The following is a 16,320-nucleotide window of genomic DNA, read 5'->3' as shown; positions in this document are numbered from 1 at the left end:
TGCGGCCGTTGCGCCGTAATCTGGTGGCTCTGAAAGTTCAACCATACGGGGATCTTAGATGCTGTCGAAAAAAATCATCATTGCCGCCGCCCTCAGCGCGTTTGCCATTCTGCAAACGGCGCAGGCTGCCGATATCACCCTGCTCAATGTGTCGTACGACCCGACGCGCGAGCTGTACCAGGATGTGAATACGGCGTTTGCCAAGGAATGGAAAGGCAAGACGGGCGACAACGTCAAGATCAAGCAATCGCACGGCGGCTCCGGCAAGCAGGCGCGCGCCGTCATCGACGGCCTGGAAGCGGACGTCGTCACGCTGGCCCTGGCCTACGACATCGACGCCCTGGCCGAGCACAAGCTGCTGGCCGCCGACTGGCAAAAACGCTTGACGCACAACAGCTCGCCTTACACCTCGACCATCGTCTTCCTGGTGCGCAAGGGCAACCCGAAAGGCATCAAGGATTGGAACGACCTGATCAAGTCGGGCGTGTCCGTCATCACGCCGAATCCGAAAACCTCGGGCGGCGCCCGCTGGAACCATTTGGCAGCCTGGGGCTACGCCTTGCGCCAGCCGGGCGGCAACGAAGCGAAGGCCAAGGATTTCCTCGGCAAACTGTATAAAAACGTGCCCGTGCTCGATTCCGGCGCGCGCGGCGCCACCACTACCTTCGTCGAACGCGGTATCGGCGACGTGCTGATCGCCTGGGAAAACGAGGCGTATCTCGCCGTCAAGGAACTGGGCCCGACCAAGTTCGACATCGTCACGCCGTCCGTCAGCATCCTGGCCGAGCCGCCCGTCGCCGTCGTCGACAAGTTTGCCGACAAGCATGGTACGCGCAAGGTGGCCGAGGCTTACCTGAACTACCTGTACACGGACGAAGCGCAAGACATCATCGCCAAGAATTACTACCGTCCGGCAACGGACAAGGCGGCGAAGAAATACGCGTCTCAGTTCGCCAAGGTCAACCTGTTCACCATCGAGCAAGTGGCCGGCGGTTGGACGGCGGCACAGAAGGCGCACTTTGCCGACGGCGGCATCTTCGACCAGATCTACCAGCCTAAGTAATACCGGATGGCACGATTGCCAGACCGTTACTAAAAGGAACCATCATGGCGCTGCGCAGCTTTTCCGACTACCGGGTACTGATCGTGCCGGGCTTGCATAACAGCGGTCCCGAGCATTGGCAGAGCCGCTGGCAGCGCCTGTATCCGCAATTCGAGCGGGTCGAGCAGGATGACTGGAACGCGCCTGACCTGGCCGCCTGGTCGGCGCGCCTGGACCAGGTGCGGCGGCAGGATGCGCGTCCTACCCTGATCGTCGCCCACAGCTTCGGCTGCCTGACGGCGGCGCACAGCCTGGCGCGCGACCCGCAGGGCGTGGCCGGCGTGCTGCTGGTGGGGCCGGCCGACCCCGACAAGTTTGGCGTGGCGAAGGCATTGCCGCAAAAGCGGCTGCCTTGCCCCGGCATCCTGATCGCCAGCCAGACGGACCCGTGGATGACGGCCGAACACGCGGCGCAGTGGGCGCGGCGCTGGAATTGCAAGTATATTGATGGCGGTGCGTTGGGCCATATCAACGCGGAGTCGCGCCTTGGCGATTGGGTCTACGGCCAGGCGCAACTGCAAACGCTGTTTGATCTGGCGCAAAGCGACAAGCGCCACCGTCAGGCAGCCTGATACGACGAACATCCTGCCACACAACCTCTCAAGGAGATCACGATGACTTTACGCCTGGGCGATGTCGCCCCTGATTTTGAACAAGACAGCTCGATCGGCCCGCTCAAGTTCCACGAATGGGCGGGCAATTCCTGGGTGGTGCTGTTTTCCCACCCGGCCGACTTTACGCCCGTGTGCACGACGGAGCTGGGCCTGACGGCCAAGCTCAAGCCGGAATTCGACAAGCGCAACGTGAAGGCCATCGCCCTGTCCGTGGACGCGGCCGAGTCGCACAAGAGCTGGATCAAGGATATCGAAGAGACGCAAAACACGGTGGTGGGCTTCCCCATCATCGCTGACGTCGACAAGAAAGTGTCGGTGCTGTACGACATGATCCACCCTGAACAGTCCGTCACGGCCACCGTGCGCTCCGTCTTTATCATCGACCCGAACAAGAAAGTGCGGCTGATCCTCACGTATCCGCTCAGCACGGGCCGCAACTTCAATGAAATCCTGCGCGTCATCGACGCCCTGCAGCTGACGGACGGTTACACGGTGGCCACGCCCGGCAACTGGAAGGATGGCGACGACGTCATCATTCCCTTGACCGTGCAAGACCCGGAGGTGATCAAGCAGAAATATCCGAAGGGCTTTACGGCCGCCAAGCCATACTTGCGCTTGACGCCGCAGCCGAACAAGTAAGAGCACCGAAAAAACGTCCATGGCGTTGTTGCATTGCCTCGCCGTACATTCGTACTGTCTTCGGCAACGCGCCTAGCCCTGAACGTTTTATTCGGCACTCTTGTTTCCACAAAAACGCACCTCGCCGGTGCGTTTTTTTTCGCCTGCAGATTCTGCTGGCAAGTATGCAAAATCCATCTAAGCAAATGAGAAATGGTTAGTTCTTTTTATAACGATTGCATGTGATTATTGCGCCCTATAACTCAAAAATGTAATAAGAAGGGGTTTCCATGTCTGAAGCAACACTAGCGCCGCCCAAGGCGCGCGGAGCGCCGTTTCGGGTCATGCCGGGGTTTAAGCTGTCACTGGGCTTCACGCTCTTTTACCTGGCCTTGATCGTCCTCATTCCCTTGTCGTCGGTATTCCTGAAAACCTTCACCATGACATGGGACGCCTTCTTCAGCGCCGTCACGTCCGAGCGCGTGATGGCGTCATACCGATTGACGTTCGGCGCCTCGCTGATCGCCGCCCTGCTGAACGTGGTGTTTGGCGGCATCCTGGCCTGGGTGCTGGTGCGCTACAAGTTTCCCGGCAAGCGCATCATCGACGCGCTCGTCGACTTGCCGTTCGCCTTGCCGACGGCCGTGGCCGGCATCACCCTGACGGCCCTGTATTCGTCGAACGGCTGGTTCGGCCAGTTCATCGAAGGCGTGCTGGGCATCAAGGTGGCGTTCACGCCGCTGGGCGTGGTGGTGGCGCTGACCTTCATCGGCTTGCCGTTTGTCGTGCGCACCGTGCAGCCGGTGCTGGAAGACGCGGAAAAGGAACTCGAAGAAGCGGCCGCCAGCCTGGGCGCCAATTCCTTGCAAACGTTTATCCGCGTCATCTTCCCCACGATCTTGCCATCGTTACTGACGGGATTTGCGCTGGCCTTCGCCCGCGCCACGGGCGAGTACGGTTCCGTGATCTTTATCGCCGGCAACATGCCGATGGTGTCGGAAATCACGCCGCTGTTCATTATTACCAAGCTGGAGCAATACGATTACGCAGGCGCCACGGCCATCGCCGTGGTGATGCTGGTGGTGTCCTTCCTGCTGTTGTTGACGATTAACCTGCTGCAAGCATGGGCGCGCGGAAAGGCGAAGAAATCATGAGTACGAATACGACTGCCGCCGCTGGCGTGGACAATGCACTGCCGACAGCGCGCCGCTTCGAGCCGAATGTCGGCCCCGTCGTGCTGGAACCGCTGTGGGTGCGCACGGTATTGATCACCATCGCCTTGCTGTTCCTGACGGCGTTCCTCATCGTGCCCCTGGTGGCCGTGTTTGCCGAAGCGTTCAAGAAGGGCTGGGAAGCGTATATCGCCGCCATCATCGATCCGGACGCGATTTCCGCCATCAAGTTGACCCTGATCACGGCGGCCATCGCCGTGCCGCTGAACCTGGTCTTCGGCGTGGCGGCATCCTGGTGCATCGCCAAGTTCGACTTCCGCGGCAAGAGCATCCTGCTGACCCTGATCGACCTGCCGTTTTCCGTCTCGCCCGTGATTTCCGGCCTGATCTATGTGCTGATGTTCGGCGCCCAGGGCTGGTTCGGCCCGTGGCTGCAGGCGCACGACATCAAGATCCTGTTTGCCGTGCCCGGCATCGTGCTGGCGACGATCTTCATTACCTTCCCGTTCGTGGCGCGCGAACTGATCCCGCTGATGCAGTCGCAGGGCAGCGAAGAGGAAGAGGCCGCCATCGTGCTGGGCGCCTCGGGCTGGAACACATTCCGCCGCGTGACTTTGCCAAATATCAAATGGGGTCTGCTGTATGGCGTGATCCTGTGCAACGCCCGCGCCATGGGCGAGTTCGGCGCCGTGTCCGTCGTGTCCGGCCACATCCGCGGCGAAACCAACACCATGCCGCTGCAGGTGGAGATTCTGTACAACGAGTACAACTTCGCCGCCGCGTTTGCCGTCGCCTCCCTGCTGGCCCTGCTGGCGCTGGTGACTCTGGCCCTGAAAGCCTTTATTGAGTGGCGTTTGAACGAGAGCGACGCCGACGATTCCGCCTTACGTTCCACGGAGCACTGATATGACCATCGCAGTTAAAAACATCCACAAGCGTTTCGGCGATTTCGTCGCCCTCGACAATATCTCGCTGGACTTTCCCGCCGGCGAACTGACGGCCCTGCTGGGCCCGTCGGGTTGCGGCAAGACGACTTTGCTGCGCATCATAGCCGGTCTGGAACATCCGGACAGCGGCCAGGTGCTGCTCGATGCGGAAGACGCGTCGAACCGTCACGTGCGCGAGCGGCAAGTCGGTTTCGTCTTCCAGCATTACGCCCTGTTCAAGCACATGACCGTGTTCGAGAACGTGGCCTTTGGCTTGCGCGTGAAGTCGCGCAGCGAGCGCCCGTCGGAAGACCAGATCCGCCGTAAAGTGAAAGATTTGCTGGAGCTGGTGCAGCTGGACTGGCTGGCCGACCGCTATCCGCCGCAACTGTCGGGCGGACAACGCCAGCGCATCGCCCTGGCGCGAGCCCTGGCGGTCGAACCGCGCGTGCTGCTGCTCGACGAGCCGTTCGGCGCGCTCGACGCCAAGGTGCGCAAGGAATTGCGCCGCTGGCTGCGCCGCCTGCATGACGATCTGCACGTCACCAGCATTTTTGTGACGCATGACCAGGAAGAGGCGCTGGAAGTGGCCGACCAGGTCGTGTTGATGAACAAAGGCACGGTCGAGCAATTGGGTTCGCCTGAGCAAGTCTACAACCACCCGGCCTCGCCGTTCGTGTATGGCTTCCTGGGCAACGTCAACCTGTTCCACGGCCGCGTGCATGACGGCGTGATGGCGACCGGCGACGCCAGCTTCGAAGTGCCCGATTACGCGGGCGTGAGCGACAGCAAGGGCACGGCCTATGTGCGTCCGCACGACCTGGAAATCGACCGCTACACGCAGGGCGCGGAAGGCATCGTGGTCAAGCTGAGCCGCGCCCATGCGATCGGCCCGCTGGCCCAGCTGGATTTGCAGCGCGTCGATAACAGCGAGCTGATCGAAGCGGTGATGTCGAACGAGCGTTTTACCCATCTGCAGCTGAAGGAAGGCGAAACGCTGGTTGTCCGCCCGAAACGCCTCCACGTGTTCGTTGAACCGACAAGAACCTAAAAGGCTGGAACCAATATGAACTTTCAACAACTGCGTTCGATCCGCGAAGCGGCCCGCCGCGGCTATAACCTGACGGAAGTGGCCAACGCGCTGTTCACGTCGCAGCCGGGCGTAAGCCGGCAGATCCGCGAACTCGAGGACGAGCTGGGCGTGGTGATTTTCGAGCGCAACGGCAAGCGCTTGACGGGCTTGACGGAACCGGGCAAGGGCATTTTGAAAATCGTCGACCGCCTGCTGATCGAGGCGGAAAACCTGCAGCAGGCCAGCCTCGAATACAGCGGCCAGACCAGCGGCACCTTATCCGTGGCGGCCACGCACACGCAGGCGCGCTATGCGCTGCCGAAAGTGGTACAGGGCTTTCGCGCCGCCTTCCCCGAGGTGCGCATCGCGCTGCAGCAAAGCGCACCGGAACATATCGCGGAATGGGTGCTCTCGGGCAAGACCGATATCGGCATCGCCACGGAAGGCCTGAGCCAGTTCCCCGACCTCGTGTCGTTCCCGTGCTACCGCTGGAGCCATCTGATCGTCGTGCCGGACGGCCACCCGCTGCTCGAACACTCGCCGATCCGCCTGGAAGACCTGGCGAAATATCCCTTGATTACCTACGACAAGGGTTTTACGGGCCGCGGCCATATCGACGATGCGTTCGCCAAGGCGGGCGTGACGACCGACATCATCCTCACGGCCATGGATTCCGACGTCATCAAGCAATACGTGGCGCTGGGGCTGGGCGTGGGCATCGTCGCCTCAATGGCCTTCGACCATGGCCGCGACAAGGGGTTGCGGGCCGTGGAAGCATCGCACCTGTTCGCCACCAATACGACGCGCCTGGCCGTGCGCCGCGGCGCCTACCTGCGCGCCTACGCCTACGAGTTCATCCTGCAGCTGGCGCCGGACCTGACGCGCGAAGACATCGACCGCGCCATGGCGGGCGAGGACGCTCTTTAAGCCAGCGCGGCCCGCTGTGCGCGGGTCAGGCTGGCCACGGCGCGCGCATGGCTATCCTGCACCAGTTCCGCCAGGTAATCGGCCGGGAAGCGCGCCACGTCGACGATGGTGATCCAGTGAAAGCGGCCCATGTAGCGGGCCGGTTTCACGCCCGGCATGTCCGTCAGTTCGATGAAGCGCCCGGCGCTGACGCGCAGGCTGAAGCGCCATTGTTCCGGCGCGCTGGTCTTGAAATAGGCAAACTTCTTGCCGCTTACCTCATACACGAGGATGTTCGACGGCGCACCGTACAGTACGGCTTGCGCGCCGGGCAGGGCCGCGCAAAATTCCTTCAGTTCATCTGTCGTCATTCGTCCACCGCCATGCATGGTTGCGTGTTGTGGGCGATGGCCTCGGGCGGCGATTTATAGATGGTGGAGGGGGCGCGCGCCGCCAGGTCGGCTGCGTCGGCCAGGTGCCAGCTGGGCATGGTTATCCGATATCAAGAAGAGTGAACCCATGGTAGCCGATTGCGTGTCAGGATGACCACGCCTTCCTTCATGCTGGTTGCCGCAGGGCTACACCACCGCTTGGGATGTGCCGATCTACAACAATCTTGCTTCCTGAAGCGGCGTCCGGTCGCGGCAAGGATGGTAGCACGCCCCGTGATAGCCGTTCTCGGTAAGAAACTGATGGGGCCGATTGAAAATGCCAATGGTAAAATTTGTTTCTTTTATTGCACTTTGGTTTCTTGAATGATATCTTTTGTCCAATCGCAAAGAAATATAACAAAAATATAATTAACGTTGTAATTTTTGAAATTTATCAATAGGGGAAATTATGAATACGACTAAACATGCGCTGCTGGGTCTGTGCCTGAGCGTTTCGGCTTTCCTGGCGCCATTGGCCCAGGCCGCAAGCTGGGTGGAAATCACCGATCCCGCCATGAGCGGCTTCTCGGTGGGCGGCAAGACCGTCACCTACGGCAGCGTGGCAGCGGACTCGGTCTGGGTCTATGACGGCGCCAACCCGTCCGGCGCGCAAAGCGCGGCCGCCATCCAGAGCTTGGTCAGCAGCAAGTTTGGTCTGCCTTCCAGCGGTACCGGCTCGCTGGTCTTTGCCGCCCAGGGCGACCTGGAAAGCGGCAAGTCCGGTTCGTTCACCGTCAACTCCAGCTTCGACTACCTGGCCGTGCATTATGGCCGTGGCGAACTGCTGTTCCACTGGGACACGCCGCTGGCCGCGAATACGGTTTTCAGCATTGCCAACCTGCCGCGCGGCCTGAGCAATTTCCGCGCCTACAGTTCGGTATCGGCCGTGCCTGAGCCAGCGACCTACGGCATGCTGATGCTGGGCCTGGGCCTGGTCGGTTTTGTCGCGCGCCGCCGCCGCGCCTGAGCCTGAGGCGCCTGCGGGCGCTTGTGCTAAAGCATGAAAAAAAGCCCGGAAACGCGATGCGTTCCGGGCTTTTTGCATGGCAGGGGGGGATTTACCAGCTATAGCCAGCCTTGGCGTAGTAATAGCGGCCGTTGAAGCCGTTCGGCGCGAAGATGCTGTACGGCTGGGTACCGTTGACGTTCAGGTTGCCCGCGCTCGTCACTTGCGCCGGATAGCGGTTGGTGACGTTGTCGATGCCGGCCACCAGACGCCAGTTCTTGCCCAGTTTCACGGAACCGGAGACGTCCAGCACCCATTGCGGGTCATACGTCTGGTCCAGCTTGACGTCGTTTTGCGGCACGGTGAAGCTGCCGTAGCGCGTCACGACGCCGTGCGCATTCCAGATGCCGAAGCCGTAGTCGGCGGCCAGGCTGAACTTGTCCTTCGGCGACGCCACCGTGATGCGGTCGATGCTTTGGCGGTCGATCAGTTTCAGGTTGTTGGCCGTCAGGATGGCCGGATTGTCGGCGATTTTCCGTACCGTGCTCTTGTTGTGGTTGTACGCCACGGTGAGGTCCAGGCGGTCCTTGTCCTGCAGGTCGATGCGGTAGGTGCTGACGATGTCCACGCCTTGCGTGCGCGTATCGACGGCGTTGGTGAAGTAGCGCGCCGCGCCCACGGTCGAGCCTTGCGTCGCCAGCTGGGCCTTGAGCTTGTCGTTCAGCGCCAGGTTGGCCGAGAACAGGATGCGGTTGTCGATGTCGATGCGGTAGGCGTCGACCGTCGTGGTGAAGTTGCGGCTGGGCTGGAACTGCAGGCCCAGGCTGTAGTTGCGGGCCTTTTCCGGCTTCAGGTCTTGCGCTCCGAGGGCGCGCGCCTGCGGCGTATTCACGGCGAAGGTGCCCGTCTCGATGGCCGTATTGTTGCCGTTGATGACCTGGAAGTTGGTGGTGGTGATGGTGTAGTACTGCTGCGCCAAGGATGGCGCGCGGAAGCCGCTCGACACGGTGCCGCGCAGGGACAGCGCATCGGTGAACGCATAGCGGGCCGAGCCCTTGGCCGAGGTGGTGCTGCCGAAATCGCTGTAGCGCTCATGGCGCAACGCCACGCCGCCCGACAGTTTCTTCGTCGCTTCCGCTTCCAGGTTCACATAGATCGACTCGTTGTGGCGCGAGTGGCTGCCCGCGTTGACGGGACGGAAGCCGGCAAAGCCTTGCGAACCGCCGCCCGTGTACGACGCTTCATCGCCGGCGCCGATCGTGTACTTTTCATGGCGCGCCTCGGCGCCCACGGCCACCGTCAGCGGACCGGAAAAGAACGCGACGGGGAATTCGCGTGCCGCATCGAGGTTGAACACGGTCTGCTCGTTCTTCAGTGAGCCGGCATAGAAATGCGTGGGGCTGTTGGCGCCCAGCGACTGGTTGACCGTATTGTCCAGGTCCAGTTCGAACTTGTTGCTGCCGTAATTGAGGCTGGCATCCCAGCGCCAGCCTGCCGCTTCGCCGCGCAAGCCCGTCACCAAGGACTGGTCCGTCAGGGTGCTGTTTTGCAGCGGCAAAAAGCCTTCCGGGAAGATCGGCGTGCGCTGCGAATACACCTTGGTGTTGGAATCCTGGATCAGCGCCGTGCGCCAGGTGGCGGCGGCCGACGTGTCGCGCTTGCCGTAGTTGCCGAAGGCATACCAGTCAATATTGTCGTTGATGCGGTATTCGCTGTTGAGGAAAATCGTTGCCGGCTTGCTTTCCGGGTCGCCATAGCGCTGGTTGACCTTGCCGTAGCGCGGCTCCAGCGGATTGCGGAAGTCGGCGCCGGCGCGGTTGGTCGGGTCGCGTTCCGCCACTTCGGCCGAGACGCGCACCCAGCCGTCCTCGCCCAGGGCGAAGCCGGCCGAACCCTTGATGGATTTTTGCTTGCCGTCGCGTTCCTGCGTCTGGCCATAGCCCACTTCGACATCGCCGCCGGCCGCGCCTTTTTTCAGGATGATGTTGATCACGCCGGCGATCGCGTCGGAGCCGTACTGGGCCGCGGCGCCATCGCGCAGCACTTCCACGTGGTCGATGGCGGCCAAGGGGATGGCGTTCAGATCGACGGGCGCCGAGCCGCGGCCCAGCGAACCATTGACGTTGACGACGGCCGAGGTATAGCGGCGCTTGCCGTTCACCAGTACCAGGGTCTGGTCGGGCGACAGGCCGCGCAACTGGGCCGGACGCACGGCGTCGCTGGCGTCGGCGCCCGTGGCGCGGGCGAAGTTCAGCGACGGCAGCAGGCGCGCCAGCACGGTGGCCAGTTCGCCCGATCCCGTGCTTTGCAGGTCGCGCGAAGTGAGGATGTCGATCGGCGATTCGGAATCGATGGTGCGGCGGTTCTTGGCGAAGGTGCCGGTGACCACCACCGATTGCAATTCGCCTTCGGCCGGCAGCTCTTGCTGCGCTTGCGCCTGCATCGGCAGGCTGAAGCAGGCGACCAGGCTGGCGGCGATGACGGTTTTTACGGGGAGGGCGGGAAGCTGGGAGCGGGCGTTGCTTGAACTCATCGACGATATCTCTTCGGTTGTGGTTGCGCGGACCATGGCGGTCCGGTGACGCAATCAGATTAACAGTGGGCACGCGGCGTGCTTACGAATCGTTCTGTCTATCGATATGCAATAAATATCTGAAAGACGTCAACATGGTGCGCGTAGCGCATATGGCCTCGTTTCCAGCATACGACCGGGCAAGGCAAGGCCGCAATGCTGCACAGCAGTAAATTGCCGGCTGTTGTATAAATACGACTATCTGCGATGAGGGCGGGAAACCTGGCGACGGCATGCGCCGCCAGACGGCGGGCCTTACTGTCCCGGATTGGGCAGGATGGCGTGGATGGCGTCGACGGCCGCCACCAGTTCCGGCGACAATTCGATGTCATGCGCATCGATATTTTGCTGCAACTGCGCCACGCTGGTGGCGCCGATGATGGTCGAGGCGACGAACCAGCGCGAGTAGCACCAGGCGAGTGCCAGCTGCGCCGGCGTCAGGCCGTGCGCGCGGGCCAGCGCCGCATACTGGCCGGCTGCCGCGATGGTGGCGGGGCGCACGTAGCGGGGACTCCAGCCGGGCGGGAAGATCGTCAGGCGGCCCTTGGCTTGCGGATCGTCGAGGTATTTCGCCGTCAGCTGGCCGAACGCCAGCGGGCTGTAGGCCAGCAAGCCGACGTTTTCGCGGTGGCAGGTTTCGTCGAGCAGGCTCGTCTCGAAATGGCGCGCCGTCAGGTTGTACAGGTTCTGGATCGACACGATGCGCGGCAAGCCTTTCAGCTCGGCCTGCTTGATGTATTCGCACACGCCCCACGACGATTCATTCGACACGCCGATGTGGCCGATCTTGCCTTCCTCGACCAGCTTGCCCAGCACGGCCAGCGTCTCTTCGATGGCGACCGACGCGTGTTCCTTGCGCGGGTTGTACACGCTGGCGCCGAAGATGGGCAGATTGCGGCTGGGCCAGTGCAATTGATACAGGTCGATGTGCTCCGTCTGCAGCCGGCGCAGGCTGTCCTCGACGGCGGCGCGGATGTTGACCGCGTCGTGGTCCGTCTTGCCCTTGCGTATCCAGTGCATGCGCGAGTTCGGCCCGGCCACCTTGCTGGCCAGGACGATCTGACTGCGCTTGCCGCTTTTCTTCAGCCAGCTGCCGATGTAGCGTTCCGTGCTGCCCTGCGTTTGCGCGCTGGCCATCACCGGATACATCTCCGCCGTGTCGACGAAGTTGATGCCCCGCTCGAGCGCGTAATCGAGCTGGCTGTGCGCTTCGGCTTCGCTATTCTGCTCGCCGAAGGTCATCGTGCCCAGGCAGATCCGGCTCACTTCCAGGCTGCTGGAACCGAGTCTGACCTTGTCTATCATGCCGGCTGTTTGCCGCGCAGCGCGCGCGCGCAATCCTTGATCAACGCGGGACCGGCGTAAATCAGGCCGCTGTACAGCTGCACCAGTTGCGCGCCCGCCTCGAACTTGGCCAAAGCATCCTTGCCCTGCATGATGCCGCCCACGCCGATGATGGGCAGCGCGTCGCCCAGTTCCGCCTTCAGCAAACGGATGACATTGTTCGACAGCTCGAACACAGGCGCGCCCGACAGGCCGCCCGCTTCCGCGCCGTGCGGCATGCGTTCGACGGCGCTGCGCGACAGAGTCGTGTTGGTGGCGATGACGCCGTCGATCTTGTGGCGCGTGAGCGACTCGGCGATGCTTTTCACCTGCTCGCCATCCATGTCCGGGGCGATCTTCAGGGCCAGCGGCACGTAGCGCTTGTGCTTGTCCGCCAGGCGCGCCTGCGCGTCCTTCAGTTGCGACAGCAGGGCGTCGAGTTCCGACGCGCCCTGCAGCTGGCGCAAATTCTTCGTGTTCGGCGACGAGATGTTTACCGTCACATAGCTGGCGTAGGGGTAGACTTTTTCCAGGCACAGCAGATAGTCGTCGGCCGCCCGCTCGATCGGCGTGTCGGCGTTCTTGCCGATGTTCAGGCCCAGCACGCCGGCGCGTTCCTGGTAAAACTTCGACGCCTGCACGTTGGCAACAAACGCGTCCACGCCGCCATTGTTGAAACCCATGCGGTTGATGATGCCCTGCGCCTGCGGCAGGCGGAACATGCGCGGTTGCGGATTGCCCGCCTGCGCGCGCGGCGTGACGGTGCCCACTTCGATCGAGCCGAAACCCAGGTCGGCCAGCGCGTCGATGTAGGCGCCATCCTTGTCCAGGCCGGCGGCCAGGCCGACCGGGTTCGGGAAGGTGATGCCCATCACCGTGCGCGGATCAGCAGCCGGCTTGCCGGCCAGCTTCGTCAGGCCCAGCGCGCTGGCGCGTTTCAGGGCGGGCAGGGTGAAATGGTGGGCCGCTTCGGCATCCATCGAAAACAGCAGCGGGCGGGCAAGGGAATACAGGAATTTTTCAGACATGGGGCGCTTTGAGTAGGTATGCGGACTGCCGGGAAGGGCTGGCGGCGCGCGAAATAAGTGCCGTATTTTACCGTGTTCCGCGCGGCTGCCGGGTGTATAGTTCTTGTTGGTCTGATGCAATATTAAGTCCTTGCTCATTCGCATCCGGCCTCGGACTTTCCTGTTTCTTCCCTGTTCCCTTCACTTCATAAGCGAGACATCGATTGAATAAGACACGCATCCTGACCGCCATCGCGGCCGTCAGCGCACTGCTGCTGAGCCACCCGGCCCTGGCCTTGCCCAATACGCAGGACACTCGCATGCTGAGTGAACCGGCCGTTTCCAGCCGCCACATCGCCTTCATCTATGCGGGCGACCTGTGGCTGTCGAACCTCGATGGCGGCGGCGCGCGGCGCCTGACGTCCGACCTGGGCGACAAATCGAATCCCGTCTTTTCGCCTGACGGCAGCCTGATCGCGTACAGCGCGAACATCGACGGCAATGTCGACGTGTATGTGATCGCGGCGGCGGGCGGCGTGCCGCGCCGTCTGACTTTCCATCCTGGTGTTGATCTGGCGCAAGCGTTCACGCCCGATGGCCAGGCCGTGATGTTCACTTCGCCCCGCGCCGCCTTCAACAACCGCTTCCAGAAGCTGTTTACGGTGCCCGTGGCGGGCGGCGTGGAAACGCAGCTGGAAATCCCCAACGCGTCGCGCGCCACGTATTCGCCCGATGGCAAGCGCATCGCCTACAACCCCCTGATGCCCGCCTTCAAGCAGTGGAAGCGCTACCGGGGCGGCACCAATTCCTGGCTGTGGCTGTTTTCGTCCAGCGACAAGTCGATCGAAAAAATCCCCCAGCCGACCACGCGCTCGAACGACGTCGACCCCATGTGGATCAAGGACACCGTGTACTTCCGCTCCGACCGCAACGGCGAATTCAACCTGTTTGCCTACGACGTCAAGACGAAAGCCGTGCGCCAGTTGACGCGGCACAAGGATTTCCCCGTGCTGAACGCGTCGGCCGCGAACGGCACCATCGTCTACGAGCAGGCCGGCTATCTGCACTCGTTTGACATCGCCAGCGGCCAGGCGCGCAAGCTGACCATCGGCGTGGCCAGCGACCTGGGACAGACGCGCGCCCGCTGGGTGAAGAATGCGAAATACATCCGCGACGCCTCGATTTCGCCGTCTGGCGCGCGCATCGCCTTCGAATACCGGGGCGAGATCGTCACCATCCCCGCCGACAAGGGCGACGTGCGCAACCTGACGCAGACGGCCGGCGCCCACGAGCGCACGCCGATCTGGTCGCCCGATGGCCGCTCGGTCGCGTATTTCTCGGACGAGTCGGGCGAATACGAGCTGCATGTGCGCGCGCAGGACGGCAAGGGCGCCGTGCGCAAGTTCAAGCTGAATGGCAGCGGCTTCTATGACAACGCCGTCTGGTCGCCCGACAGCAGGAAGATCGCGTTTGCCGACAATGGCTGGAGCATGTACGTGATCGACATCGGCAACGGCAAGGTGCAAAAAATCGCCACGGAGCCGATGTATGGCGTCGACAAGAGCATGCGCGCCGCGTGGGCGCCCGATTCGCGCTGGCTGGCCTACACGCTCAATTCGCCCACCTACACGCGCAGCGCCTACATCTATTCCGTCGAGCAGAACAAGTCCATGCCCGTGACCGATGGCCTGTCCGACGTGGCCCAGCCCGTGTTTGACAAGAGCGGCAAATACCTGTACTTCTTTGCGTCGACGAATGCGGGCCCCAGCAACAACTGGTTCTCGCAGCAGAACGAAGACAACCTGGTGACGCGCACCGTGTGGATGGCCGTGCTGCGGCGCGACCTGCCGTCGCCGCTGATCAAGGAAAGCGACGAGGAAAAGGCCGCCAGCGCGGAGAGCAGGAAAGACACGGCGAAGGCGGAAGCGGAGCCGAAGAGCGAGCCGAAGATCGATCCGAAGACGGGCCGCGACGACCCGAAAGTGGCAGTGGTCCCCGTGGCGCCGATCCACATCGATTTCGACGGCATCGCCACGCGCATCGTCGACCTGCCGCTGCCGGCCGCGCAGTTTTCCAGCCTGACCGCCGGCGCCGCCGGGCAGATCTTCCTGCTGCGCGAAAGCGACGGCAAGAAGGCCGTGCAGCGCTTCGATCTGAAGGAGCGCAAGGCGGAAACCGTGGTGGCGGAAGCCGATGATTTCGAAGTATCGGCCGATGGCAAGAAGCTGCTGTACCGCCAGAAGGACAACTGGGCCATGGGGAGCGCCACGGGCAAGCTGCTGGCGCCGGGCGAAGGCAAGATCAAGGTCGACGCCATCGAAGTGAAAGCCGATCCGCGCGCCGAGTGGGCGCAGATTTTCAATGAAGTGTGGCGCATCAATCGCGATTATTTCTATGACCCTGGCATGCATGGCGTGGACTGGAAGGCCATGCGCGACAAGTACGCCGTCTTCCTGCCCGAGTTGTCCAGCCGCGCGGACCTGAACCGCCTGATCCAGTGGATGTGCAGCGAACTGGCCGTTGGCCACCACCGCGGCGGTGGCGGCGACGATTTCATCGAGGCGAAGAAGGTGCCGGGGGGACTCTTGGGCGCCGATTACGAGGTCAGCGACGGCCATTACCGCTTCAAGAAGGTGTATGGCGGCTTGAACTGGAATCCGGCCCTGCGCGCGCCGCTGACGGAGCCGGGCCTGAACGTGAAGGCGGGCGAATACCTGCTGGCCGTCGACAGCCGCCCGCTGGCGCCGCCGACGAATATCTACAGCGCCTTCGAGAACACGGCCGGCAAGGCCATCGACCTGACCGTGGGACCATCGGCCGACGGCAAGGGCGCGCGCACGATCACCGTGGTGCCCGTGCCGACCGAGGATGCCTTGCGCAACCGCGACTGGATCGAAGGTAATATGCGCAAGGTCAATGCGGCCACCAATGGCAAGGTGGCGTACGTGTACGTGCCGAATACGGCGGGCCTGGGCCACACCTACTTCAAGCGCTATTTCTTCCCGCAGGCGGACAAGCAGGCCATCATCGTCGACGAGCGTTTCAATGGCGGCGGCAGCGTGGCCGATTACTACATCGAGATCCTGCAGAAGAAGGAAATCGCCTGGTGGACCATGCGCTACGGCGCCGACATGAAGACCCCGTCCGCTTCGATCCAGGGGCCGCGCGCCATGCTGATCGACGAGACGGCCGGCTCGGGCGGCGACCTGCTGCCGTGGATGTTCCGCAAGAACAACATGGGCCCGCTGATCGGCAAGGCGACGTGGGGCGGCCTGGTGGGCATCCTCGGCTTCCCCGTGCTGATGGATGGCGGCACGATCACGGCGCCGAACCTGGCGTTCTGGACGCGCGAAAACGGCTGGGGCGTGGAAAACGAAGGCGTGCCGCCCGATATCGAAGTCGAGCAAACGCCGGCCGACGTCATCGCCGGCCGCGATCCCCAGCTGGAAAAGGCGATCGAGGTGATCCAGGCCGAACTGGCGAAGAATCCGCCCGTGCGGCCGGCACGTCCGGTGTTTCCGGACAAGAGCAGGTAACAAGGCGTAGGTCGGATTAGCGGCGCCGCCGAGGCGCAGCGTAATCCGACACCATTGTTGGCTTTGCAGTGTCGGATTACGCGGTGTACCGCCGC

13 protein-coding genes and 1 pseudogene are annotated in these 16,320 nt (G+C 62.6%); 9 read left to right on the top strand and 5 right to left on the bottom strand.

Going from position 1 to position 16,320, the window contains the following annotated elements:
• Window positions 1-58: 58 nt before the first annotated feature.
• From AC0V2Y_RS15800 to AC0V2Y_RS15770, 7 genes are all read left to right on the top strand, one after another.
• The gene (locus tag AC0V2Y_RS15800) at window positions 59-1,063 is read left to right on the top strand and encodes a sulfate ABC transporter substrate-binding protein (protein WP_475414714.1); all 1,005 of its coding nucleotides are present in this window, start codon (window positions 59-61) and stop codon (window positions 1,061-1,063) included.
• Between the two features lie 44 nt (window positions 1,064-1,107).
• Window positions 1,108-1,674, top strand: coding sequence for an RBBP9/YdeN family alpha/beta hydrolase (locus AC0V2Y_RS15795; protein ID WP_475414713.1), 567 nt, complete (start codon window positions 1,108-1,110; stop codon window positions 1,672-1,674).
• A 42-nt stretch (window positions 1,675-1,716) separates the two neighbouring features.
• The gene (locus AC0V2Y_RS15790; protein ID WP_475414712.1) at window positions 1,717-2,355 is read left to right on the top strand and encodes a peroxiredoxin; all 639 of its coding nucleotides are present in this window, start codon (window positions 1,717-1,719) and stop codon (window positions 2,353-2,355) included.
• 323 nt (window positions 2,356-2,678) lie between these two features.
• Complete coding sequence (cysT, locus tag AC0V2Y_RS15785; protein ID WP_475414711.1) at window positions 2,679-3,488, top strand: sulfate ABC transporter permease subunit CysT; 810 nt, start codon at window positions 2,679-2,681, stop codon at window positions 3,486-3,488.
• Window positions 3,485-4,411 carry a sulfate ABC transporter permease subunit CysW gene (cysW, locus tag AC0V2Y_RS15780; RefSeq protein ID WP_475414710.1) on the top strand — a complete coding sequence of 309 codons (927 nt, stop codon included), beginning with the start codon at window positions 3,485-3,487 and terminating at the stop codon, window positions 4,409-4,411. The genes cysT and cysW overlap by 4 nt, the downstream gene beginning before the upstream one ends.
• Window position 4,412: 1 nt before the next feature.
• Window positions 4,413-5,483, top strand: a complete 1,071-nt coding sequence (locus tag AC0V2Y_RS15775; protein ID WP_034747519.1) for a sulfate/molybdate ABC transporter ATP-binding protein — start codon at window positions 4,413-4,415, stop codon at window positions 5,481-5,483.
• A 15-nt stretch (window positions 5,484-5,498) separates the two neighbouring features.
• Window positions 5,499-6,431, top strand: a complete 933-nt coding sequence (locus AC0V2Y_RS15770; protein ID WP_475414709.1) for a CysB family HTH-type transcriptional regulator — start codon at window positions 5,499-5,501, stop codon at window positions 6,429-6,431.
• On the opposite strand, the gene AC0V2Y_RS15765 is transcribed toward AC0V2Y_RS15770, so the two are convergent.
• Both AC0V2Y_RS15765 and AC0V2Y_RS15760 read right to left on the bottom strand, forming a co-directional pair.
• Complete coding sequence (locus AC0V2Y_RS15765; protein ID WP_475414708.1) at window positions 6,428-6,781, bottom strand: MmcQ/YjbR family DNA-binding protein; 354 nt, start codon at window positions 6,779-6,781, stop codon at window positions 6,428-6,430. The genes AC0V2Y_RS15770 and AC0V2Y_RS15765 overlap by 4 nt on opposite strands.
• Entirely contained in the window at window positions 6,778-6,900 is a 123-nt protein-coding gene (locus AC0V2Y_RS15760) for a hypothetical protein (protein WP_475414707.1), read from the bottom strand. Before AC0V2Y_RS15760 ends, AC0V2Y_RS15765 begins: the two co-directional genes overlap by 4 nt.
• 812 nt (window positions 6,901-7,712) lie before the next feature.
• Here AC0V2Y_RS15760 and AC0V2Y_RS15755 point away from each other — a divergent pair.
• Window positions 7,713-7,808: pseudogene (locus tag AC0V2Y_RS15755) on the top strand (FxDxF family PEP-CTERM protein); the annotation flags it as partial.
• A gap of 91 nt (window positions 7,809-7,899) precedes the next feature.
• Here the strand turns inward: AC0V2Y_RS15755 and AC0V2Y_RS15750 are convergent.
• The 3 genes from AC0V2Y_RS15750 to AC0V2Y_RS15740 all read right to left on the bottom strand — a co-directional run bounded on the left by AC0V2Y_RS15750 (window position 7,900) and on the right by AC0V2Y_RS15740 (window position 12,710).
• Window positions 7,900-10,320 (bottom strand): TonB-dependent receptor plug domain-containing protein, encoded by a 2,421-nt coding sequence (locus AC0V2Y_RS15750; protein WP_475414706.1) that lies wholly within the window; start codon window positions 10,318-10,320, stop codon window positions 7,900-7,902.
• A gap of 294 nt (window positions 10,321-10,614) precedes the next feature.
• On the bottom strand, window positions 10,615-11,661 hold the full coding sequence (locus tag AC0V2Y_RS15745) for an aldo/keto reductase (RefSeq protein WP_475414817.1): 1,047 nt from the start codon (window positions 11,659-11,661) through the stop codon (window positions 10,615-10,617).
• Entirely contained in the window at window positions 11,661-12,710 is a 1,050-nt protein-coding gene (locus AC0V2Y_RS15740; protein ID WP_475414705.1) for a quinone-dependent dihydroorotate dehydrogenase, read from the bottom strand. Before AC0V2Y_RS15740 ends, AC0V2Y_RS15745 begins: the two co-directional genes overlap by 1 nt.
• 203 nt (window positions 12,711-12,913) lie before the next feature.
• On the opposite strand from AC0V2Y_RS15740, the gene AC0V2Y_RS15735 reads away from it, so the two are divergent.
• Entirely contained in the window at window positions 12,914-16,225 is a 3,312-nt protein-coding gene (locus AC0V2Y_RS15735; RefSeq protein ID WP_475414704.1) for a S41 family peptidase, read from the top strand.
• Window positions 16,226-16,320: the final 95 nt, after the last annotated feature.

It is taken from the genome of Janthinobacterium sp. BHSEK, from assembly GCF_056174685.1.
The sequence above is the reverse complement of the archived record's forward strand: the minus strand, read 5'-3'. Positions and strand labels throughout refer to the sequence as shown.